The sequence below is a fragment of the bacterium SCSIO 12844 genome (assembly GCA_024397935.1).
Lineage (GTDB): Bacteria > Pseudomonadota > Gammaproteobacteria > Francisellales > Francisellaceae > M0027.
Genome location: CP073743.1, coordinates 1,468,192 through 1,491,622, shown reverse-complemented (window position 1 = coordinate 1,491,622; position 23,431 = coordinate 1,468,192). Strand labels below are relative to the sequence as shown.

Below are 23,431 nucleotides of genomic sequence, written 5' to 3'. Positions count from 1 at the left end.
ATGAAAATAAGGAAATACTGGCCAAATTAATCATATCAACACCCCATTTGTTATTAGACCACCTAGCCAACATAATACCCCTAAAACCCCTCTATTAGAAAATTCTTTAAGCGATAAATCTTCAGAAGAATGTCGGTGCACAATGATATAGTCATTTAAAAACTGTATTTTTAATCAGGTTAGATTTATCTTTGTGTACCTTTTCCTGATCTAACTGCATAAAAGGGGCAAGTGTTTGCATTTTATCTTTTGATTTATATGTCTTCTCTTGATTAGGGTTGATATAATTTAACAAATCTCCTTTGCTTTTGATTGCTGTAAAACCATACTTTTCATCAGGAAATTTAAGTCCTTTGTAAACAGCTGATTTTTTAAGTAATTTTACCATTGTGTTCCCAGTGTCTGAAATACTATGTCCCAGTTCCATCCCAAATGTTTTCTTCATGCGTTGACAAGCAACATCAAGTACCTGTGTAATATCATTTTTTATATACTTACCATTAATCTTTTTATATTCCTGTGCTCTCTGTGTTAGAATTTGTCTTTTTTTAAGGTCATCAGGCGTACTTGATATTTCAGCTAATAAATCACCAAACAGTAACCGATGACTTTTTTCCTCAATAAAGCGTGTTAGGAAATTCATTTCTTTACCTACTTGGCCAACTTCATCTGCTCTTAATTTCAATACATTTGCGAGATTTAGTAAACTGAGTGAATTATTATCACAGTCTTTTAATATATTTGAAACTTCACTAGTTATTTCATGCAATTTTGCTATTTTTAAATCAACCCATTTGGATTCATGTAGTTTAGGTAACTCCTCTACACTCTCTAAAAGTAATTCTTGGTACTGTATCATATTAGTTGCATCATTTTTTAGCTTTGTTATTGCATGTAAAATTACATCCATTCTTTGCTCAAGTTGCTGTGACTTTTCATTAAGTTTATCACTGAGCTTTTCTAGAGATACTTTATACTGTAGTAATTCCTCTTGCGATAAGGTTTTATCTGCGAGTAGAAATATTTTATTTACTTCCTGAAAATGTTCACGTTTAATATCAGTTAATTCAGTTTCTAACTCCAATGCCTTTTGTTGCAGCTCTAAACTGTGTTCAAACAATTGTGTGATATTTTCCAAGTTTTGTTGCGCCGTAATACAAGACGATTTGATCTTTTCACAAATAACAAAATTGTTTTTATAACTGCCTAACAATTCAAAAGCATCATTATTTTTATTTAATTCAGCACGTTTAATCGCTTCTTCTAAATCTTTTTCTTCTACAGAGAAATCTTTATGCTCAAGCATATGATTGAGCAGACTAGCATGCCCTAGAGAAGCTAAGCGCAAGAAAAGTTCTCTTTTTTCTTCAGCATTATTACTCTCTTGACAAAGGATTTTATCCATCCGTAGCTTTTCACGCTTTAAGCTACCAATACAATCCATTTTATCCAAAATAATATTAATAGTACTGTCTATATCTTGACCATCAATTTGTGCTAATTGACTTAAATCAGTTATCTCAGGTTTAGCCAATTTAAATATATCTAATAAGAGCGCTTTTTGTAATGATGCATCTTTTCCCTGCTCAAAAGGAAAGTCTGAATTTTTAATATGGTGAATTGTATCTTTTAAGTCTTGTTTAATTTTAGCCTCTGTATAGTGATATGGTTGTTGAACTTTGCTAAGTACTAAAAGTGGTACATCATATTGATATTCATTTTTAATTAATAATGCATGATAGGCAAGATTTAAGCGAGAAAGTAACGTATCAGAAGGCGCATACAATGCCCTTAATGCACTTTTTGTATTACTTGCAAGTATCTCATTATGTTTACCTAACGGTACACTCTGTTCTTCTTCTTTTTTCTGTATGTGCTTTTTTTGAATCTCGACTAGTTTTTCAAGTGAAACTGCATGCTTGTCAACCATTTGGTGTGAAGCTTTTTCAAACCTTTGACTTAATTCACCGTAAAATTTCTCAAGCTCAACTATTAACTTTAGAGTACTAGGGAATTTACCTTGTACTATTTGTTTCTTAAAGTCATGTATTTCTTCAATTGTTGGTTCAACATTATCAATTCGTTTAAGTTCAGCAAGAATTATCATATCAATCATTAACTCTGCTTGTTGCCCGACTGCTGATCTAAAATCATTAAGCAACTGATCGTCTGCATGATAGTGTTTGTTATCAAGTATATCGACAATTAATTTTGCTTTCTTTAATATTGCTTCAAAAAGTTTTTTATAATTTCCTTGGTTAATTAAAACTTTTTCGTTTTCTAAAATAGTTACTTGAGGCCTTTGTTGATGACCTTGAGCAAATATAACTTGATGATTTTCTTCAGTTGCTTGCATCCCTAATAAAGCAGCAATTGTTTTTGTTTGTGCATTGGAGCCACGAAGCCAACGTTTTTGAACAGTCTCCATATTTTGTGGCCAAACATAACGCTCACCTTTTAAATCAACCTGTCTAATATCAGATAAAATACCAATTGGAAAATAAATTGCTGCTTTACTTGTAAAGCCGCCAAAAGGACTAATCATACCATTAGGTGGTAGCAAACTATGTGCTAACTTTTTTGTATATATTGTATTTTTTTCAGCATCACGTTTTTCTCTGATTGCCCAGCTATCTTTTTTTTCCTCAAAATTTTCAGGTTGAGTTAATGGCAATTGATATTGAATATCTGTTGTATTTAAAGTTAACTTCCGCTCATATATTTTACGTGTTACTGGATGGTGATATACCTCCCGATTAACTTGATCTATACCATCAAGCTTAGAAAACCCTGGAACATAACGTTCTTGCCACGGCCTTTCCAATGCATTAAATAAGTATTTGTAATCAGGAAATGCTTCTCCATTAAGTGCTGTTGTCGAAGTAAGCCTAACTAAAGCTTGACTATCTTGAATCAAGTTTAAACACTCTAGACGACCATTTTCATCTACCAAATCATCATCCCTTGTTATTTTCTTAGGAACACTCACGCGCTCAAAAGTAACTAACTTACCTTCTTTGATTTGTTTAAAATGATCTGAATCAATCGTTAATTTCCTCCTTGCATTAAAACTTTCTTCTTCAAACTTAGATCCAGGATAAAGACGAGCGTAAGTAAGTTTAAACTTACCAGCTTCACTTTCAGTTTTGAAAAATAACTGTGTTTGATTCTCTAATTTTAATTGCGAGACTGCTGAAACCAATGGTAAAGATGCTTTATAAACACTATCAAATGGCAATGCAACATCCCTTAAAGCTGCAACAACCTCAGTTGCATTTCTTCGATGATCTGTTTTACCATTAGCCTGTGTATTTTGAAAAGTTAAAGTTTGCTTGTTATAATTTAACCTTTCACTAATAAGAATATCTACCCTTTTTGCTGCAATGTCAAAAATTAAAGGTTTCACTTCCTCTGAAGCTATGTTCTCATAAGTTGAGATATCTTTTGTAGCAAGCAATTTATAGTCAGTTTTTTGAACTTCTACAGGAGCATTCATACCTAGTGTCATATATTTAAAGCTATTTTCTCCAGGCTTAATATATAAAACACCTGGCTCAAGCAGTACTTGACCCTTTTCAACTGCTTCAGTCATTTCAAGTGTGTCATATCGCCCAGTAATATGGGTTGTTATAGCTGATAGCAGTTTATCATGTCTGTATTGCGTTAAAACTTCTTCCTCAGAAGCATTTTCTTTTAAAATAAGCCCCTTTTTATTATCCTTATAAAATTTGTAAGCTTCATCTAAAAGTTCCTCTTTTTGTTCCTGAGTAATATTATGAAATCTATCTGATATGTTTTGTAGCGCTTGTAGAAATAAGACTTTGTGTTTTTCAAATAGCTCCATCGATATTAAATCAAATGCAGCAGATTGCCCTGTTGCTTTAAATGAATCAAAGTTATAACGCATCAATTTAAAAAATAAATTGATACTTTCTTCACTTAATTGTTCACCAGCCTTTGTATCAAAAAAACCTGAATCAAATAAATAACTATTAATAATTCCAATGGAGTTAGAAGCGCCTAGTTTATTTGGGTACAGCCCATAACAACGTGTTAAATCCAATTGATGTGCATCTCTCATCATAGCGAGCATCTTATCGGCTTCTAAACATTCCTGTGATCCTGTAGGATATAATTTTTCTAGATGGTAGGGACTAGTTTTATTTTTAATTGCTTCAATTGCCTGATCTCTATTTTTATCCTGGTTTTCAGATAGGAAAAAATCAACTAACACTTCAGGAATTTTCCCTCGTCTAACAGCATCACCAATTGAGCTATACCCCATTAATTCAACAATGATCGAATCACGGTACATTTTAACCCGATCATTATTATACAGATCAATAGCATGAGTTTGGCAATATTTCAAATACGCCCTACCTGATTCGGTACGAAAGCCTGCATAAGTTTCATTTCCTGTAATATTATTTCCCGTATCAGCAAATCCAGTTTCATCCTTTCTACCAACAACGCTAAATAACATCATTAGCTGAAGCTTTTGCACTTGTATATGATCTAAATTATATTGATGCTTAGTACTCTGACGAAAGGCGTGCAAGGCCGTAACATAATAGGCAGCTCTAACAGAGTGTGTTAAACCATGATTTGGTCTATACATAATCTCATTAATTTCGCCAAATTTTTCTTCAAGAGCATCTTTTGCAATTGCACTTCGGCCTTTTTCAACGATTAAATTATATAATTCTTTGGCTTCTTTTTTATTTTCATCAAACTGCTCTAATTCAGATGTTTTTTGCACAATTTTTTCATCAATGTTAGTTTGATCCTGGTTTTTTATTTCTAAGTTTTTTTTCTCTATTTTTAAATCACTTAGTGCTTGGTTAAGCTTTTTTCTTTCTGAATAATAATTACGAGCTAGTCTAATTTGATCTTGTGGTATTTTTTTATCTTCAACAAATATATCAACATAATCTGCAGAACTTACTTGAATAACTTTACCACTTTTAAAGCGTATAACTGCTAATTGATTAAACCATCTATCTGCAACCGGTGTAATTGCATATGGCTTGGAAAAATAATGTTCATCAGCATACTCAACAGCTTTTATAAATTTTAATTCGTCTAATATTGGCATAATAACAAACCCCTATTTTATACAACCTAATAACAGTGACTTTTATTTCAAAGTTTTAGTTTTCTTAAACACTTTTTAGAATTTATTATAATCACACATATCAAACATGTGACAAACATTTTATAGCAAAAATAATTATATTTTTCTGTATAACAGCATAACTCTTTATTTTATAGTTATTTTTATGTTATAAAAACTTAAAATTTAAATATATTTTATTGTTTTATAGTTACTTTATTAACTATTAGCTATTTAAAAAATAAATGGTTTATATATAATTTTATTGTTATAATTACATATATGAATGTTATATAATGTTAATATTTTAATGGTTATTCTGTTTATAGATAAATAAATTAACTTTATATAAAAAATTATTTTATATTTTAATACTATAAAATATTTAAAATACAATAAATCTACAATGATACAATTTTATTTTTAATCTAATTTATTAGATATTTATTATAATTCAAACTCATTCCTATCTAGAAAAAATGGCATTGATAATCTCAAAATTAGAAGGAGAGCATGTTTACTTTAAATTACACAAAAAATTTTAAAAAAGAGGCAAATAAACTACTTTTGAAATCAAATCTAGTAAAAGTAAAAATTACATTAAGCCTTACTGTAAAATATAACGCTTTGATGAAAAGATATTATAATTAGTTTTCAATAGTTGATCATGTACGCTGATCTAGTCATTTATTATCTTTTCTGTAATACAAAATTAATTATCTATTATTTCTATTGTACTTGTTCTGCATTCAGAATCATGATCTTGATGGTCACAGTAGATAACACTGGCACCATTATCAAAAATGCATGTCTTATCGGAATTAGGGTATGTTGTTAATGCAACAATGGTATCATTTTTATCTTTTGCTGCAGTTTGTTGAATAAATGCATGACTAAAATTAACTTCGCAATAATAATAGCTGTTACTGTTAGTATTTTCTGTTGCATGGATGATCGCTTTACTACCATCTGCTGATGGATCTGTAGTATAAACAGAATTTATATAATGTAAATATATATCTGGATCGCCAGGCTTAGCTAGATAAGGTGGAAGCTGCTGCGTATTATAATTGCAATTATCATCTGTTTCAGCTGATGTATCAACACACATATAACCATTACTTTTACCTGGCCCTACTTGAGGAATGACAGTAATAGCTACAGCACTTGAAGTTTCATTTAATATTGGTATTGCAAGAGAAACATAACCTTTATTAGAGGCAGCATATGCCATATGCATTGTTAAAGCAAAAATACTAATAAGCATTATGTTAAAAGGTTTGTATTTCATTTTAAATATCTCCTACTTAAAAAATTAGTCTTCTTCTGTCTGAACAATATAGATATGCCCACCATTCCACTGACTAGGATTTATCGAATATTCAATTGGTCCTGATTGTTTTATTAATGTTGGTGAAGCATCATCTGGTCCAAATTTTTGTGATATACCAACTACATTATTAGAACCATCTTGATTGAATGAACAAGTTACATCTTTATGTTTAGCAAAGTTTTGAATTGTTAAAGTAACTTTAACATAAGTAGAATTAACCGTATGACTTGCATAACTTAATTGACAAATTGGAATGTCGCTTTGATCTTGAAATATATAAAAATTTCCTAAACTATCAGGTTTTTGCTCTTCAATAATACCATCACTATAATAGATAGTTGTTGAATTACCACTAGATAAATAACCTTTTGATATCGCACCTCCAAATGGAGCATAACCTATTGATGTAAAATCACTTCCAACCCCTTGTATAGATCTACTCGAGTAAGTTAGATCACTAGTTGTTTTATTAGCGATAACTGTTCCAACTGATATATCAATTTCTCTAAAGCTGCTTGCAAAAGCACTTACTGCTATTAATATGCTTGAAATACCTACACATAAAGATAATGTATATTTCATAATTTATTTCCAATTAGTGCTTAGTTACTTATTAAATATAGGATATTTACATGCAATACAATGTAAAAGATATATAAAATTATTACATAATAGATAATTAATTCTTATTGTTTGAATTAATACTAATTATTTAACAGAAAAAACCTAATGCAAATCAATACCATTTGTAGAGACGTCGATTTATCGCGTCTCAATATTAACTATTTGTTTTTATGAATTTTAGACAATTGTCAACGGACCTTGTTGAAAATGGGCATTGGTTGCCAAGTGAAGTTTAAATATAAATAAATCTAAGTTAACTTTCTAAATTTGAGATTTCATGTTGATGGCCTTGAATATAATCAGAGAATGTAAACACCCCACCATGCGCTATTTGTTTTTGCTTAATAAATTGGTCAATATTATTCTGATCATCATCTAAACCCATAGTTTTCCTAAGACTTCTAATGTCATTCTTAACATTACTATAGCTATTTGCTTCAGAACCTACTGATCGGAAACCTATTCTTTTATGGCTTACTAAACGTTCAAATTGTAATAAATCAATTTGTAAATCTTCTAATGACATATCATGATTACTTTCTATATGGTTTCTAAGAACAGTAATTGCTTTAAATTTCTCTGTAGATTGATTATTTTCATTTAATACTTTATCTATAATTCTTAATAATTTACTTTTAGCATACTCTTCATCTGTCAATTGATATATTAGAGAAGAGTTACTAGTTTTTAAGCTTACTGCGCTTGGAAAATTTACCCTCTTACTAATATCATCATTAAAATAAATTGTATTTTGGCTCTTTAACCACTCATTTACATCATGAATACTTTTAGTAACTAAATCAGACTTATCATTAACCTCATAAGTTTGTTTCAAGTTAATTTTATGATCATCAAAAAATCTTATAAAGGTTGTATGAAAACCATATCTATCATGTATTGGATTTATTAAATTATAATAACTTTGCTTTGCTAAATTCCATATATCACCACCTAAACAATAAGATATATATGCTGTTTCTAAATTACCAAATCTACTAATAACATCATTACTCCATATCTTTGAAAAATAAGGATCAGACATTAATTCATTTCCTAAAAAAAGTTTTGGATTTTCAGGTTTTATGAGCCAACCATACTTAATAGAGTTTGTATTTATACCATAAAATGGAAACCAGACGCCTGGCATACGTGAATTACTGCCAGTTGATCTATAAAACGCATACCCATTGACAACAATAATATCACGATCACCTTCATGACTACGAAATGTTATTTTATTGATAGACATATATACAACCCACTTATGAATACTAAATTAGTATAACGCTATGTTTTATAAATATTATCAATTTTTTGCACATAAAAATACACGTTCAATACAAATAAATGTAACAATACAAACTGCACCTCGTTAATTTAAAACTATAACTAATATAATTTTAAACAAATTATTTTTTATATCACAAATATATAGACCAATAAACAAATAATTAAAATTTATAAAATTTTTGAAATATATCTTATATTCAATTACTTCTTAAAAATTAGTAAAATAATTTCTACATTTAAAAAAATATGATCAGGTGGGTGTTGCAATGATTTATAGCCGTCAGTTATATAATAAAATCACAGAAAGTCTAATAGATGCATTAAAAAAGGCTCAAAGCAAAGTATTAAACAAGCATAAAGATAGAATGATTGCTGACATGATCCACTCATTAGAACTTTTAAATTATAAATTTAATGTGAATTTAACAGATTATGAAGATCAAGATAAAAAATTATTTGAAGATTATCATGTAATGCTTGAAAGGTTAACACTACAATCTTTACTAATACTCACAACTGCAGGCAAATCACCAGCTTCTTTCCAACAGTTTACTTCTCCTTCTTACAAATTGATAAAAAATAAACTTGATAACGTAGTTATACACTCTTTAAAAATGCAATCTGAAGACTCTCTTTTTAGACAAAAAAACTGGCGTGATTTATTATCGGATAATCGTATTGCTTTACGTGAAGGCTTTCTTCATTACAACGATGTTTATCAAGAAATATCAGCATTATCACAGAGTGAAAAAAGCGAGTTAAATGATGGTTTAATTTCTAAAAATAATCCTTTTTTCTTTGACAAACACTGTGCTGATTTCTACCCTGATAAGCCAGTCCAAATGGATCAATCTATATTTATTAGCCAGTCAGGTAACTACAACCCTCAACTTGCCCCTTATGCTTACAGTCAATATTATACACTAACATCAGAATCATCTCATTTTAATGCTACACCATCTCACCACGGATATATGACTCCTAATTTAAATTATTATCCAGAACCACCATCTCCAAGTATTTTTACGCCATCTCCATACCCTTCTTATACATATCATAGTCATAGCTCAAGTTTTAGCTCCCCTATTTCAAGTTCATCTATGACAGCACATGGAAGCTCTTATACTTATGATCAAACCAATACTCCAATATCATTTAGTTCTAGTATAAGTAATAGTTCTTCAAGTAGTTCTTCTAACTATTCACATGATTATCAACCACAACAAACAACTGAAACACTCTTAGGACCTATCTTAGCTGATAGAGTTCATTACCTTAAATTAGGTGTATCTTGCAATATAAAGTTTGGATTAGAAATTGCTAGAAATTATTCTAAAAGTAAAGAGCATGGTATTATCATGCTTGATTTAACTCGATCATTGTTAAAATTAGATGAAAAATTCTTAGAACAGCTACAAAATAGCGATCCAAAATATCATGCAATTATAGTTGATTACTATCAGTGCACGCTTGAAAAGTTATTAATACAATCAAGAATAATAGCCTCTGAAATTAAGTTTTCATTTTTTGGTACTTCACCTAATGAATACTTCAAAAAAGCCAATGATTTTCTAATAGAGAAAAATGACTATACAAACTTTACACATCAATCACTAAAAAGTAAAAATGTTGCTTCGGAATCAGAGTTTAAAACTTACAGTGAAGCTTATAATGATTTTAAAGAAAATGACTATCCATCAAAAAATAGACTCTATTTTTTTGAAACGCATTGTACTAAATTTTCTAGTGATTTTTCCCACTCCATAAGTGATCAGTTTTTAATATTTGAAGAAGGCCCAGCTACTAAAACTACAAAGTCTCTACAAAGACCTCTAACTGCAATTCCACCTGGTTTAGGTATAGAGCCATTTAAAGCATTTGAACATCCTCCTAGAAATGCACCTCCAACACCTACTGCTAGTGCAGAGACTCCAAGTGTATATGACTTACCTAATGTTTCGCATTTGCCAGATCCGAATATTACTCAACCAGCTAATACTTTCTATGAGCAGCAAAATCAACAACAAAAAACTAAAACACAAGAAAATATTTTTTATGCCAAAGACTAACTATTCAAACTACGCATTATCTTCTCTAACATACAGTTTCAAAATTCTTAATTAAAGGCCATCGATTATGTATAGCCTCTTCTGGTGGTTCAATGGTTACAACATAAACACGTGTTTCAGACTCACATCTTAGAAGAACACCTTGGATATATTTTCCTTTAATGACTGAAAACCAGTGACTATTATAATTTTTATCTTTCTCCATAAACTCATTGATTAATAAAGGTACAAATTTTGGAAACCACTGATTCCAAATACCTTTATCTAACGATGTTTTTCTTGCCCAGCCACCCAATGGTAAAAACCCTGATTGCCCTTTCCTACGCCCCCAAGTATGTTGCTCTATTTCACCATTATCTAATAAAACTAGTAGTGTACTTTTAGGCTTTGAAAAATAAGTTTTAATATGCTTATTTCTAAACTGATAAATTACACCATCACACATACACTAACTTCTATATTTATAACTAATTGATTTTCTTTACTTTGCATATTACATAATAAATTTATTATATTTTGTGCTACGTTTTTCATTTTATTTTTTACAATTTTGCAATTATAGTTAATATTAAGATTTACAAAAAGTTTACTCAAGTGAAATTTATAACTAGATTATGAAATTATTTTTGGAAGAATGGCCAACATGTGTGGCTCATATTGATATGCAAAGTTTTTTTGCTTCTGTTGAACAGTTAGACTTTCCTTATCTACATGGCCAGCCTATTGTTGTGACAAATGGTGAAGTTGGTAGCACAATTATTACCAGCAGCTATGAAGCACGCAAATATGGCATTAAAACTGGTTGGAAACTAAAGGATGCATTGACTGTTTGCCCTTATTTAATACGTAGAGCTTCAAGACCAGAAAGATATGCAAAGATTTCTATAAATATCATGTCATCACTGTATAGCATTACGCCAATAGTTGAAGTATTTTCAATTGATGAAGCCTTTCTTGATTTAAAACCCATATTACATTTACATAATTCTATTGAACATCTAGCAACACTTATTAGAAAAACAATTTTTAAAGCAAGTGGAGGCTTAAGATGTAGTATTGGCATTTCAGAAGGCAAACTAACGGCTAAGTTTTGCGCCAAATTAAATAAAGGCAATACAACGATCATTGAACCATCAGATATTAAACAAGCTATGGCATTAACGCCTGTAAAAGATATTTGTGGTATTGGTAAGCATATTACTAAGTATTTAAATGACAGAGGAGTTATCCATTGTCAAGATATGCAAAGATTTCCTCAAGCTATTCTAGCATCAAGGTTTGGTGATATTGGTCGTCGATTATATATGACTTGTTTAGGTCACGATCCATTTCCTGTGCAGTCAAATGAATATGATGAGCCAAAGTCAATGGGACATAGTAAAATTTTACCACCTGCAACGTGTGATAAATATCTAATTTATGGCGTTTTAGTTAATTTAGCTCAACGACTCGCTTCAAGGCTAAGAAAACATCATTTACTATGCCAAATATACTCTATTAGCTTTAAATCAGACTTAGGCCGTATAAAAGAAAAAATTAAAGTCAGTAAACCATTAAATGATTCAAAAACACTTACAGCAATTGCGACTAACTTTTTAGATCAATATTGGCATGGTCAGCCATTATACTATCTTGCAATTAATGCACTTACACTTGAAAAACCATCGAGACAGCTTGAATTATTTTCGGCAACTGAAGGTGATAACAAAAAAGATAATAGACAACAAATTAAAATTGATGAAATCAAAGATCAAATCAATAACCGTTTTGGCAAAGGATCAGTTATATCCGCAACAGAATTACAATCTAAAAAAGCAAATATGATTGCTGTTATTTCACCTGCATGGCGACCTAAAGGTGCAAAACGGAGTGTTTAAAGCATCTGAAATTATATATTAATTTTACAATATGTATTACATAAAAGCGTTACTATACATCCTAATAGAATATATAAATATAGAACCAATGTAGGTAAAATAGTGCAGCAAGAGATACTAAGCAAGATGCACTTAATTTCTTAGAACTACCCCATGGGTATTAAAGCTTTCCTGCTTAAAATTAAGTAAGTAATTTTATAAAAGTTATAAATATCATACTTATCAAGTTTAAAGTCTACTATAGATCCTAGTCACTACCACTTAAGCTCATTGATAACTCTTCTTTAGCATTAGGCTCATACTCCAAAAAGATGAACTTATTTAATCCAATATCAGTATAGTTATTAATCAATTCAACAACCTTACCATGCCCACTTTTCTCTGCATATTCTCTTGCTATCAACCCTTCAACCTTTAAAAAAGGATCAGCACCTTCATAGCGTAAAAGACGACTTACCATGTTAAAATCACCATTTTTAGATGCTTCTGATAAAGCCCTATTTAATTCATCTTGTCGATTTGTAATTAATCCAGCTATCTCATCAAATCCTTCTTCTATTGCAATACTACGTGGTATTTTTTCATCATCATTAGCAATATTGATCATTGCATTATTAGCTAGTAATAGCTTGACTATTTCTTTATGATCATTAATAACTGCGCAATGTAGCGGTGTATTATTATTTATGTCTACAGAATTAACATCTGCTCCACAAGCAAGCAAAATCTTAACAACCTCTAAATGCCCGTTATAACATGCCCAGTGTAAAGCTGTTTGAGCATAATTATCTTCGGCATCAACATCTGCTTTATTGGCAATAAGATATTTGACCTTATCAGTTTGGCCACTTTCAGCGGCAATTAATAATTCAGAATTAATTTCATCTTGTCTAATATCAAAGTAATCTGTTAGCTGATCTGCTGTATGACCATCAGCATTTTTGATACTTATATCAGCTCCATACTTTAGTAATGCCTCTATAATTATATATTCACTTTCTTCACTTGCTTCATGTAATGGTGTATCACCGTCTTGATTAATTGTATTAACCTCAGCACCACGCCATAACAGCTGTTCAACAATACTTAAATGACCATTTAAAACTGCATAAAATAATGCTGTATTGTCATAACGATCTCTAGCATTAATATCAGCATCATGATCTAATAAATAATTGATTATTTCTAATTGATTAAACATAACCGCTAAATGTAGAGGTGTCTGGCCATTAATATTAAAATTAATTGACTGTCCACTTAACAAGTCTTTAACTTCATCTAAATCACCAGTTCTAATAAAACCAATTAACTCTTCATTCATAAGCAAATCTTTTAAATTTTTTCAGTTAATTTTGCTTCAAACTATCAAAGTATAGCTAATAATTTAATCAAGAATTAATTAAAAAAGTTACACAAACAGTAGTAAATTATAACTAAACCATTGAATATTCAATTCATTATATTTTAAATATTTGAAATATATTTAATTTACCCTCCAACTGAAATTAATGGACAAATTGATCATCTTGACTTTAAACACGCATAAATATAAGTTCTTTTAGTACATAACAAGTTAGGTTTTATTTAATGTTTATTGACACCCATTGCCACTTAGACTTTGATATATTTAATCACGACCGTGATAAACTTATTAATCAAGCAAAAGAAAATGATATTACACACTTCATTAATCCCAGTGTATCAAAAAATAATTGGCACAATGTATTAGCATTATCTAAAGAATATAATAATATTATTCCAGTGCTTGGTATGCACCCCTGTTTTATTAAAGAACATCACCCAAGTGACTTAAACGAATTAGAAACTCAACTAAGCAAAAATAAAATTAAGCTTTTAGGTGAAATTGGCTTAGATAAACGTATTAACCAATTTGAAGAACAACTATTCTACTTTAGTGAGCAATTAAGTATTGCTAAAAAATTAAACCTCCCTGTCATTATTCACTCAGTTAAAGCCCACTCAGAAGTAATTCATCAAATTAAATCTCTAAATTTTACTTTAGGTGGAATCATCCATGCATTTAATGGTTCTATTGAAATTGCAAAAACATATATTGATTTAGGATTTAAATTAGGCATTGGTAGTATATTAACGTATCCTAAAAACAAATTAACAAAGATTATAAACACACTACCTTTATCAAGTTTTGTTTTAGAAACAGATAGCCCCGACATGCTACCATATAATTATAAAAACAACCGAAATACGCCACTTTCAATACTGATAATTTTCGATCTTCTTTGTCAAAATAGAAATGAATCTAAGTTGGAGATTAAATATAATTTATGGCATAATAGCTGCCTATTTTTTGATTAAAGTGAGTAATCTAGTGAAACATCAAGGCTTGTTTGAAAGAACATCAATACTAATCAACGATGATGGCATTGAAAAGTTAAATAAAAGTCGTATTTTATTAGCTGGCGTTGGTGGTGTTGGCTCATTTGCTGCTGAAGCACTCGCTCGTGCAGGTGTTGGTTATATTAAATTAATTGATGCAGATGTCGTTTCCGCTTCTAATTTAAACCGTCAATTAGTCGCTTTAGAATCAACCATTGATCAGAAAAAAGTTAATGTTATGGCAGAGAGAATTAAAGATATTAACCCAAACTGCCAAGTAGACGTAGTCGCAGACTTTATTAGAAAAGATAATATGGATGAAATCTTTAGTGAACCGTTTGATTATGTATTAGATGCAATTGATAGTTTAACCTGCAAAGTCGCTTATGTTCGTACTGCACATGAAAAGGGGTATCGTGTTATCTCGAGTATGGGTGCTGGTGGTAAGATTGACCCAACTCGTGTTCAAATTAAAGATGTTTATAAAACTTCCGTTTGTAAATTAGCTCGGCTTATGCGTATTCGCTTAAAACGTCAAGGTGTTAAAAAAGGCATAAAAGCAGTCTTCTCTGATGAAGTTCCAATTTCACCTCTACCTCCAGAGCCTGTAGCTGGTGAAGGTCGTGCTCGTGCTGTTAATGGAACTATTAGCTATATGCCCGCACTATTTGGTTTAACTATGGCTGGTGAAGTTGTTAAAGACCTTATTGAAATGTATATACAAAAAAGATAATTTCATAACTTAAATATTTGATTATTAGTCTAATAATTACTAAGCTATATATAGTACTTTTAAAAAGTTTACTGTTATGAATTTTCTTAGATGAAAATTAAATGGGGTGTTATACATGGTTGCTAAAAAAATTAAAAAGCCTACTGAAGTTATTGTTGCTACTAAACTACTTTATTTAACATTAATTATTTCTGTAATTAGTACGTTAATTGTACCTGAAACTGAGTACTTACTAGAGAATATACCCAAAGCAGAACATCACGGCATCTTATTATCCTTTTGGATTGCCATGGTAATTATGTATTTTATTTATTTTTATATTATCTATTCAATTAGTATAGGCAAACACTGGGCACGTGTTCTTTATGTTAGTTTATTTTTTATCTGGTTTATTATTTTTTTAATTAGTTTAGATCACCTTTTAAATCACCCCCTTCATTTGATCTTACCTTTAATTCAGATGATATTAAATATCACCGCTATCTTTTTATTATTTCAAACGCATATCAATAATTGGTATGAACAAACAACCAATCAATAAGCAACTATATCTGTAAAGCTATCTTTTAATTATCTGAACTGATATGATCATTATTTAACTATTATATTATTTTTTAACTAAACATTAACTAATACCAAATAACACTTAATTAGACAATATGAGTTACCTAAAAAAACGATTAGATTTATTTAAAAACCCTTCATTTAATTATATTATTTTAATGACGTTGTTTAATGCTTTAAGCATTGGCATTATCTATGTATCCTTAAGTTGGCATATTCTGACTATTCATAACTCAATCACAGCAATTGTAACACTGATGGCAACCTGGTGGTTACCGGGACCTCTACTAGGCCCAATTGGTGGTTATTTAGCTGATCGATTTCCAAAAAAGAAATTACTGATTGCCTGTGATAGTACCGTTATTTTATTATTAATTATATTTCTATTACTTCCAGGCGGCATGAATAATTTAACCTCTGTTTATCTATTTACACTTGGGTGGGGTATTCTTTACGGGTTAAGTTGGCCTTCTAATATTGTTCTTATGCGTGAGATTTTAAATGATGATAGCAAACTTTTATATGCTAATAGCACCTTAGATACTGTATTTGAATTTGGCATGATTATTGGCATGGGCAGTGGTGGCTTAATTATTGCATGGTTACACTTCACTCAGATTATGATGCTCGTACTTATATTAATGCTTTTTACAATAACATTTCTAATACTTGTAAAATCATTAAAGCATACCCAAGCACAACACCGTGAACGGTTTTTTGCCAGTTGGGTTGCAGTTGTTAAGCATTTAAACACCAGAAAATTTCTATGGTACTTTTTTGGTGCTCAAGTACTAATGACTGCGATTTTTATGACAACACCAACATTTATTGCACCGTATGTGAAAAATGTTCTTCATGCTTCATCACTAGAATTTGGTATTATTGAAATTGGCTTTTCAGCTGGGTTTATTGTTGGCAATCTTGTATTGCCTGCCTATGCTGGTCGTTATGGTGAGGCAAAAATTGCTATTTTTGCACTCATTATGTGTATTATATTATTTACTTTAATGGCACTTAATCGCTCTGTTTGGGCAGCTTTTGGTTTATATTTTCTAGTAGGTATTATGCTTTCATCCTGGGCACTAGTTGTCACATTAGCGCAAAAAAATACAGATATTCAATTACAAGGTAAAGCAGAAGGCTTTTTTAATGGTTTAAGTGGCTTAGGGGTATTTTTTATTTATGCCACCTTATTTGTGTCAGATACCACTTTTAAACTACCAGCTGATCAATGGTTTTATTTAATTGCTTTATTTTCTCTTATTACGATCATACCTATTTGGCTTGGCTTAAAAAAATATCATTTACGAGATCAACCTAATTAATCATAGCATGTAGTACAATTGACTTTAGCATTTGATTATATTAAAAATTGAAGCATAACAATTTATCTTTATAAGCAAAGGAAATTTTATGAATTATAAGACTATTATAAAGTATGCAGCAATTTCATTATGTATAGCATCTGTTACTGGATGTGTTACTGCTGCTCGTAAAGTTGGTGGTCAATTAAGACCAACTGATGTTGAGTTTAAACACTGCCCACAATTAACTTATAGTCAATACGCATTAATTGTTCCAGATAATATGAGCATGAAAGATCAAGATACTAAGAAGCCATTAGCTAAAAAATATCGTAACCTCTTCTATCAATCATTGGAAGCTGCATTTAAAAAAGATAATCTTAAAGTTACTAAAGTCACAAGTATTGAACAAGCTAAAGATTTACCAGTTATCTCAGTAAAATTTGATGCATTAAATCATAGTTTTGTTTTAAATCGCTGGGAATTATTAGGTGATATTTATGTCACAATTGACGGTAAAGAATCAAAATATCCATTTGATGCCTATACCCATAAAACCATTGAATCGACAGACAGCTTAGTTGAAAAACTTGCTGAAAGACTGGTAGGTTGCGTTGTCAACGTTCAACAAGTCAATACAAAAGAATTATAATCTTTATGTAAAGACGCAATTTATTGTACCTTTGGATATATCATAAACTCTAAACACTAATAGCGCCTGATTTATTATCACTATTAATCATTTCATCAGAGTCATTAAGGATCTCAGCAACCACTTTTTGTGTAAATTCAGTTGTTGATATTGCTTTCTTTTGAGAGTTACGATTAACATCTGCTGTTTTATAACCCTGCTCAAATACATGCTCAATTGCAAAATTAATATTATTCGCTTCATCAAACAGGCCAAATGAATAAGCAAGCATTAAACTTGCAGATAAAATCTGTGCTGTTGGGTTGGCAATATTTTGGCCCATTAAATCATAGGCTGAGCCACCGGATGGCTCATATAGACCAAAACCATCATCATTTAAACTAACTGAAGGCACAAGACCAATTGAACCAGGTAATACCGAACCTAAATCAGATAAAATATCACCAAATAAATTACTTGTAACCATCACATCAAATTGGCGTGGATTTAATACCATTTGCATTGCACAGTTATCAACATACATATGATTAACTGTAATATCTGGATAATTTACTGCTTCTTCTATAACGATTTCACGCCAAAGGCGAGAAGTATCCAATACATTAGCCTTATCAACTGAGGTTAATTTTTTCTTTCTTACTTGTGCGCGGCTAAATGCTGCTTTTACAATAGTTCTTATTGTATTTTCATCATACTCTGCAACATCTGTTGCACAGCGGATACCTTGATTATTAACAAACCGCTTGTGCTCACCAAAATAGATATCTGCTGATAGCTCTCTAAAAATTTCAATATTAACATCATCACCAATAGCGTTTTCACTTAATGGGCTATTTTCTTTAAGTGCAGAAAAAATCTGGATGGGGCGAATATTAATAGCAAACTTAAAATGCTTTCTCAATGCAAGAATACTATTAGCTTCACAGTTTTTCCATTTTGTAATATGCTGAGCATCTACAGGCCCACCAACTGAACCAAATAAGATCGCATCGGCATTTTTACAAATATTTATAGTCTCTTCTGGACAGTGGTTTTGATACTGATCATATGCACTACCACCAATTAATCCTTCTTCATAAATAAATTGATGATTATATTTTTTTTCAATTGCTTTTAATACTTCTATAGCAGATGTCATTACTTCTGGTCCAATACCGTCACCAGCTAATATCGCAATTTTTTTATCCATTAAATTACTACCTTTTGTTTATTATTTTCATAATTTGATATACATGATTCTTGTGCTAGTAAGTATTCCAAATCACCTTGACCCTTTAATAAACATTCACGACGAAATGGATCATATTGAAATGGATAAACTTTACCATCAACAATCACTTCTAAATTTTCTAAATTGACTGTTATTTCTAAGTTATCCTTCTCTGCCTGTATTACAAATGACTCAATAGATTTACTATCAAGTTCAACTAATAATAAGCCATTTTTAGCTGCATTATTAAAAAAGATATCAGAAAATGAAGGAGCAATAATCACTTTAATTCCTGCCTGTTGTAATGCCCATACTGCATGCTCCCTTGATGAACCACAGCCAAAATTAGCGCCTGATAATAAAATTTTCGCACCTTTATAACAAGATTGATTAAAAACAAAACCTTCTTTCTCTTTTAAGCGGGCAAATAAATACTCACCATAACCACTTTTTGTTATTTGCGTTAAGTATTGAGCTGGAATTATCATGTCGGTATCAACATCACTTAACCACATTGGAATTGCTCTACTTGTAACTTTTGAAAATGCTTTCATACATTCACCTCTGACTCAACCAACATTTGATAACTTGAAATTTTTCCCATAACTGCACTTGATGCTACTGTCTCTGGCGATGCTAAATGTGTGATGCTACCGCTACCTTGACGACCAATAAAATTACGATTAGAAGTACTAATGCAACGCTCTCCCTTTGGTACTTTATCTTCATTCATCGCTAAACACATTGAACACCCTGGCATACGGAATTGTGCTCCTGCTTGAGTAAATATTTTATCTAGTCCTTCACTAATTGCCTGATTTCTTACCTGTTCAGAACCCGGGACAATATACATCGTAACATGACTTGATACTTTTCTACCTTTAAGAATTCCTGCTACTTGTCGTAAATCTTCAATACGCCCATTCGTACAACTACCAACAAAAGCCCATTGTATCGATTTCTCTGAAATGACTTCATTTTCTGCAAATTGTGTGTAATTATAGGCTTCTTGTGCTAATTTTTGCTGATTTTTCTTAATCGTAGATAATTGAGGAATCTTATCTGTAATACTTGTTGCATGCTGTGGATTAATGCCCCAAGTAACCATCGGTTCTAAAGCATTAATATCGATACTAATGATTTTATCATAACTTGCATCTGGATCACTTTTTAATTGCTTCCATTGCGAAACTATTTCATCCCACTGAGCTGTCTCTGGTCCATATTTTCTGCCTTTGATATGAGCAAATGTTTTTTCATCAGGTGCTATAAGACCAGCGCGCGCGCCACATTCAATTGACATATTACATAATGTCATACGCCCTTCCATTGACATAGAATCAATCACAGCTCCGGTATATTCAATGACATAACCGCTAGCACCACCAATACCAATCGTTGCGATTAATTTCATAATAACATCTTTAGCTGATGTATGTTTTGAAGGTATACCCTTAAATTCTACTTTCATCGTTTTTGGACGTTTTTGTAAGATACAATTCGTTGCTAATACATGCCCTACTTCTGAAGTACCAACACCAAAAGCTAAACTACCAAATGCACCATGCGTTGATGTATGAGAGTCACCACAAACAACCGTCATGCCTGGCCAAATAAAACCTAGATCAGGCCCCATGACATGGACAATACCTTGATAGTTACTGTCAAAGTCAAAAAAATCGATTCCATGGTGTTTAACATTCTCTCTTAATTGATTCACTTGCATTTGAGCTTGCTTATCATTAAAACTAGAGCGATTAACTGGTGATGTTGAAATACTATGATCGATCGTTGCTAGAATTGATTTTGGGTTTCTAACTGGAATATTTTTTTCATTTAATTGATCGAATGCTTGCGCAGAGGTTACTTCATGCATCAACATTCGATCAATATAAAGTACATCTGGAAAGCCATGCTTTTGACTAACGATATGACGATCCCAAATTTTATCAATAATGTTTTTATTCATAATTACTTAACCTTCTTTATACTGTAGAAATATGTGTTGATTTAAGAAAATTTTTATCTATATACAATTGATTTGCTGCATCAATAAATGCTTTGAGTGCTGATATTTCAATATCCGAATCCTTCGCGATACCTTTATAGTTTTTATGTTTTTCAGCACTGATAATTACCGTAGTTTCAGCTGTAGAATAAGTTCCTGTATCTGTTAAAGACTTAGAGTAGTAATCAATAATATCCACACCTGGAATATAAGATAATACTGAGTTTACTAATGCTGCTAAAGCTGAATTTTCACCTTGCATGCAAACACGTATATCTTCTTGGTCAAAAAACCTACCTTGAATTTCAAAATAACCAATATCAGATTCAGATTTTCCATAAAATATTTTTGATGGCTGAATTGGTGAACGAATTAACTTATAAGCGGAAATTAATTCCAAATCAGTAATGCCTTTACGTCGTTCATGATAATGATTTTTAATTTCTTGGGCAATTCGTGCTTTTTCATTTTCTTCACAAACATAACCAAATTTTTCAATAATTTTTTTTGCGTGATTACCACCTGATAATGGCCCAAAGACAAATGATATTTCACTACCAATACTTTTTGGATCAAATGGTTGATATGCTAATGGATTTTTTAATATGGCATTAGTATGGCCACCTGAAGTATGCCTAGCTGCATTAACACCTACAATTGGTGAGTGTGGTTGTTTTGGTAGCATTTTTTGTGCAATATAATCAGATACTTCTTTTAAGCCATTAATATTAATACCTGTATAATATTGAATATCCTTTTGTTTTCCAAATGAATCAATATACATCACGCACTGTTCTAATGCTGCGTTTCCAGCTCGCTCTCCGACACCATTAATACAACATTCTATCTGTCTTGCAGGCCCGTCAAAAACACCATTAACCGAATTTTCTAAAGCTAAACCAAAGTCATTATGGCAATGAACAGACCAAATAATATCTTTTTCAGGGAATTCATTTTTAATAATTGCTGCATGCTGGTTCATATGATTAACAAAATAATCTTCTCCTTGATGTTTAGATGCACCACCAATTGTATCAGGACAATTGATAATCGTCGCACCAGCTGATACTGCCGCTTTAAATAACTCTGCTACATAGTCAAACTTATCACCTAGCCTTGAATAACCTTCTGCTGAAAATTCAACTTCAAAACCATCATCACTGGCTATTTTAATTAAACGGTAAACTTCATCAATATTCTTCTTTTCATCATGTTTATTGCCAAGGCTTACTTGTGCTAGATTCGGATCAACTGGTAAATAAATATGCACGCGTGCTTTAGATGATGCTTTAAGTGGCGCTAATGCTTCCATTGTTTTGATTAACTGAGCTTCGCGCATCTGACAAAGACCTGCAACAATCATATTTGATTTTTTTTCGAACATTCTTTGTGCAATCGAGTAAACAATTTGAAAGTCTAATTGACTAGCTGCAGGAAACCCTGCTTCTAAAACATCAATCTTAAGTGCATCGGCATAATCAGCATAACGAATATTATCTTCAAAACTCATTCCAGCACCAGGCGATTGCTGACCATCTCTTAATGTCGTATCAAAGATATGTATTTTTTGACTATTTTCCATTCTCTAACCTTATGATTATCTTGGTTTTTTTATTATTTTATCAGAAATGGATTGATATGAAATTGCTAACATTCTTTAATTTACTTAAAATTTGGAATTTTATTTCAATATATAGTAAAATTTTAGTTAAATATTTTAATATTTAATCATTATTTGAAAAGGATACTAATATGGATAGAACAGATAAACATATATTAAACCTACTGCAGGAAAACTGTAAAATTAATAATCAAGACTTAGCAGAACGTGTTTCTTTATCACCATCTCCCTGTCTTAGGCGTGTTAAACAGTTAGAGAGTGATGGATTTATCAACCGCTATGTTGCTTTATTAAACCCAGAGAAACTTGGACTTCAATTAACGATTATTATATCTGTAGGTTTAATTAGTCATGATCGTAAAATGATGGCTCACTTTGAAAATAAAATTACTCAATTTCCTGAAGTTATTCAATGTGATTTAATTGCAGGTCAAGCGCAAGATTATATGCTTAAGGTTATTGCCACTAACTTAAATGCATATCATGATTTTTTAATTCATAAATTAACACAAATTGATGGCGTTAAAAATGTTCACTCAAGCTTTGTTTTAAAAAAGATTGTTGATCATCCAGGATTACCATTGGATAACTTATGATGAGCGTAATTTAAATATATTATTATATTAATAAGTGACACATAAGAATTAAAATGCTATTATTGCAAAAAATTGCTAT

The 23,431-nt window shown here is 31.0% G+C and carries 18 protein-coding genes; 8 read left to right on the top strand and 10 right to left on the bottom strand.

Features of this window, described 5'->3' with window-relative positions; all coding sequences use genetic code 11:
- Positions 1 to 151: 151 nt before the first annotated feature.
- The 4 genes from KFE69_07060 to KFE69_07045 all read right to left on the bottom strand — a co-directional run bounded on the left by KFE69_07060 (position 152) and on the right by KFE69_07045 (position 8,319).
- The gene (locus KFE69_07060; protein UTW43842.1) at positions 152 to 5,095 is read right to left on the bottom strand and encodes a hypothetical protein; all 4,944 of its coding nucleotides are present in this window, start codon (positions 5,093 to 5,095) and stop codon (positions 152 to 154) included.
- 730 nt (positions 5,096 to 5,825) lie between these two features.
- Positions 5,826 to 6,404 carry a hypothetical protein gene (locus KFE69_07055; protein UTW43841.1) on the bottom strand — a complete coding sequence of 193 codons (579 nt, stop codon included), beginning with the start codon at positions 6,402 to 6,404 and terminating at the stop codon, positions 5,826 to 5,828.
- Between the two features lie 24 nt (positions 6,405 to 6,428).
- Positions 6,429 to 7,028, bottom strand: coding sequence for a hypothetical protein (locus tag KFE69_07050; protein UTW43840.1), 600 nt, complete (start codon positions 7,026 to 7,028; stop codon positions 6,429 to 6,431).
- Positions 7,029 to 7,323: 295 nt separating this feature from the next.
- Positions 7,324 to 8,319: a hypothetical protein gene (locus KFE69_07045; protein ID UTW43839.1), complete on the bottom strand. Its 996-nt coding sequence runs from the start codon at positions 8,317 to 8,319 to the stop codon at positions 7,324 to 7,326.
- Positions 8,320 to 8,626: 307 nt separating this feature from the next.
- Between KFE69_07045 and KFE69_07040 the strand changes: the two genes are divergently transcribed.
- Positions 8,627 to 10,429, top strand: coding sequence for a hypothetical protein (locus KFE69_07040; protein ID UTW43838.1), 1,803 nt, complete (start codon positions 8,627 to 8,629; stop codon positions 10,427 to 10,429).
- 25 nt (positions 10,430 to 10,454) lie between these two features.
- Here KFE69_07040 and KFE69_07035 read toward each other — a convergent pair whose 3' ends face one another.
- Positions 10,455 to 10,874, bottom strand: a complete 420-nt coding sequence (locus KFE69_07035; GenBank protein ID UTW43837.1) for a hypothetical protein — start codon at positions 10,872 to 10,874, stop codon at positions 10,455 to 10,457.
- A gap of 217 nt (positions 10,875 to 11,091) precedes the next feature.
- Between KFE69_07035 and KFE69_07030 the strand changes: the two genes are divergently transcribed.
- Positions 11,092 to 12,306 (top strand): DNA polymerase IV, encoded by a 1,215-nt coding sequence (locus tag KFE69_07030; GenBank protein ID UTW43836.1) that lies wholly within the window; start codon positions 11,092 to 11,094, stop codon positions 12,304 to 12,306.
- 247 nt (positions 12,307 to 12,553) lie between these two features.
- Here KFE69_07030 and KFE69_07025 read toward each other — a convergent pair whose 3' ends face one another.
- Positions 12,554 to 13,627, bottom strand: a complete 1,074-nt coding sequence (locus KFE69_07025; protein ID UTW43835.1) for an ankyrin repeat domain-containing protein — start codon at positions 13,625 to 13,627, stop codon at positions 12,554 to 12,556.
- A gap of 266 nt (positions 13,628 to 13,893) precedes the next feature.
- On the opposite strand from KFE69_07025, the gene KFE69_07020 reads away from it, so the two are divergent.
- The 5 genes from KFE69_07020 to KFE69_07000 all read left to right on the top strand — a co-directional run bounded on the left by KFE69_07020 (position 13,894) and on the right by KFE69_07000 (position 17,917).
- Positions 13,894 to 14,643 (top strand): TatD family hydrolase, encoded by a 750-nt coding sequence (locus KFE69_07020; GenBank protein ID UTW43834.1) that lies wholly within the window; start codon positions 13,894 to 13,896, stop codon positions 14,641 to 14,643.
- Positions 14,582 to 15,397, top strand: coding sequence for a tRNA threonylcarbamoyladenosine dehydratase (locus KFE69_07015; protein ID UTW43833.1), 816 nt, complete (start codon positions 14,582 to 14,584; stop codon positions 15,395 to 15,397). The genes KFE69_07020 and KFE69_07015 overlap by 62 nt, the downstream gene beginning before the upstream one ends.
- Positions 15,398 to 15,512: 115 nt before the next feature.
- Entirely contained in the window at positions 15,513 to 15,938 is a 426-nt protein-coding gene (locus KFE69_07010; protein UTW43832.1) for a hypothetical protein, read from the top strand.
- A 118-nt stretch (positions 15,939 to 16,056) separates the two neighbouring features.
- On the top strand, positions 16,057 to 17,286 hold the full coding sequence (locus tag KFE69_07005) for an MFS transporter (protein ID UTW43831.1): 1,230 nt from the start codon (positions 16,057 to 16,059) through the stop codon (positions 17,284 to 17,286).
- Between the two features lie 88 nt (positions 17,287 to 17,374).
- Positions 17,375 to 17,917, top strand: coding sequence for a hypothetical protein (locus KFE69_07000; GenBank protein ID UTW43830.1), 543 nt, complete (start codon positions 17,375 to 17,377; stop codon positions 17,915 to 17,917).
- A gap of 49 nt (positions 17,918 to 17,966) precedes the next feature.
- Here the strand turns inward: KFE69_07000 and leuB are convergent, their stop codons facing one another.
- The 4 genes from leuB to KFE69_06980 are packed head-to-tail and all read right to left on the bottom strand — an operon-like array spanning position 17,967 to position 22,717.
- Positions 17,967 to 19,106: a 3-isopropylmalate dehydrogenase gene (gene leuB / locus KFE69_06995; protein ID UTW43829.1), complete on the bottom strand. Its 1,140-nt coding sequence runs from the start codon at positions 19,104 to 19,106 to the stop codon at positions 17,967 to 17,969.
- Complete coding sequence (gene leuD / locus KFE69_06990) at positions 19,106 to 19,681, bottom strand: 3-isopropylmalate dehydratase small subunit (GenBank protein ID UTW43828.1); 576 nt, start codon at positions 19,679 to 19,681, stop codon at positions 19,106 to 19,108. The genes leuB and leuD overlap by 1 nt, the downstream gene beginning before the upstream one ends.
- The gene (gene leuC, locus KFE69_06985) at positions 19,678 to 21,096 is read right to left on the bottom strand and encodes a 3-isopropylmalate dehydratase large subunit (protein UTW43827.1); all 1,419 of its coding nucleotides are present in this window, start codon (positions 21,094 to 21,096) and stop codon (positions 19,678 to 19,680) included. The genes leuD and leuC overlap by 4 nt, the downstream gene beginning before the upstream one ends.
- A gap of 16 nt (positions 21,097 to 21,112) precedes the next feature.
- Complete coding sequence (locus tag KFE69_06980; GenBank protein ID UTW43826.1) at positions 21,113 to 22,717, bottom strand: 2-isopropylmalate synthase; 1,605 nt, start codon at positions 22,715 to 22,717, stop codon at positions 21,113 to 21,115.
- Between the two features lie 170 nt (positions 22,718 to 22,887).
- On the opposite strand from KFE69_06980, the gene KFE69_06975 reads away from it, so the two are divergent.
- A complete protein-coding gene (locus KFE69_06975) occupies positions 22,888 to 23,352 on the top strand; it encodes an Lrp/AsnC family transcriptional regulator (GenBank protein ID UTW43825.1) in 465 nt (154 codons plus the stop codon).
- Positions 23,353 to 23,431 lie beyond the last annotated feature (79 nt).

What these genes read in the sequence shown, in the direction of transcription:
- KFE69_07060 (UTW43842.1), bottom strand. Translation starts at nt 5,095, where the DNA reads ATGCCAATATTAGACGAATTAAAATTTATAAAAGCTGTTGAGTATGCT.
- KFE69_07055 (UTW43841.1), bottom strand. Translation starts at nt 6,404, where the DNA reads ATGAAATACAAACCTTTTAACATAATGCTTATTAGTATTTTTGCTTTA.
- KFE69_07050 (UTW43840.1), bottom strand. Translation starts at nt 7,028, where the DNA reads ATGAAATATACATTATCTTTATGTGTAGGTATTTCAAGCATATTAATA.
- KFE69_07045 (UTW43839.1), bottom strand. Translation starts at nt 8,319, where the DNA reads ATGTCTATCAATAAAATAACATTTCGTAGTCATGAAGGTGATCGTGAT.
- KFE69_07040 (UTW43838.1), top strand. Translation starts at nt 8,627, where the DNA reads ATGATTTATAGCCGTCAGTTATATAATAAAATCACAGAAAGTCTAATA.
- KFE69_07035 (UTW43837.1), bottom strand. Translation starts at nt 10,874, where the DNA reads ATGTGTGATGGTGTAATTTATCAGTTTAGAAATAAGCATATTAAAACT.
- KFE69_07030 (UTW43836.1), top strand. Translation starts at nt 11,092, where the DNA reads ATGCAAAGTTTTTTTGCTTCTGTTGAACAGTTAGACTTTCCTTATCTA.
- KFE69_07025 (UTW43835.1), bottom strand. Translation starts at nt 13,627, where the DNA reads ATGAATGAAGAGTTAATTGGTTTTATTAGAACTGGTGATTTAGATGAA.
- KFE69_07020 (UTW43834.1), top strand. Translation starts at nt 13,894, where the DNA reads ATGTTTATTGACACCCATTGCCACTTAGACTTTGATATATTTAATCAC.
- KFE69_07015 (UTW43833.1), top strand. Translation starts at nt 14,582, where the DNA reads ATGAATCTAAGTTGGAGATTAAATATAATTTATGGCATAATAGCTGCC.
- KFE69_07010 (UTW43832.1), top strand. Translation starts at nt 15,513, where the DNA reads ATGGTTGCTAAAAAAATTAAAAAGCCTACTGAAGTTATTGTTGCTACT.
- KFE69_07005 (UTW43831.1), top strand. Translation starts at nt 16,057, where the DNA reads ATGAGTTACCTAAAAAAACGATTAGATTTATTTAAAAACCCTTCATTT.
- KFE69_07000 (UTW43830.1), top strand. Translation starts at nt 17,375, where the DNA reads ATGAATTATAAGACTATTATAAAGTATGCAGCAATTTCATTATGTATA.
- leuB (UTW43829.1), bottom strand. Translation starts at nt 19,106, where the DNA reads ATGGATAAAAAAATTGCGATATTAGCTGGTGACGGTATTGGACCAGAA.
- leuD (UTW43828.1), bottom strand. Translation starts at nt 19,681, where the DNA reads ATGAAAGCATTTTCAAAAGTTACAAGTAGAGCAATTCCAATGTGGTTA.
- leuC (UTW43827.1), bottom strand. Translation starts at nt 21,096, where the DNA reads ATGAATAAAAACATTATTGATAAAATTTGGGATCGTCATATCGTTAGT.
- KFE69_06980 (UTW43826.1), bottom strand. Translation starts at nt 22,717, where the DNA reads ATGGAAAATAGTCAAAAAATACATATCTTTGATACGACATTAAGAGAT.
- KFE69_06975 (UTW43825.1), top strand. Translation starts at nt 22,888, where the DNA reads ATGGATAGAACAGATAAACATATATTAAACCTACTGCAGGAAAACTGT.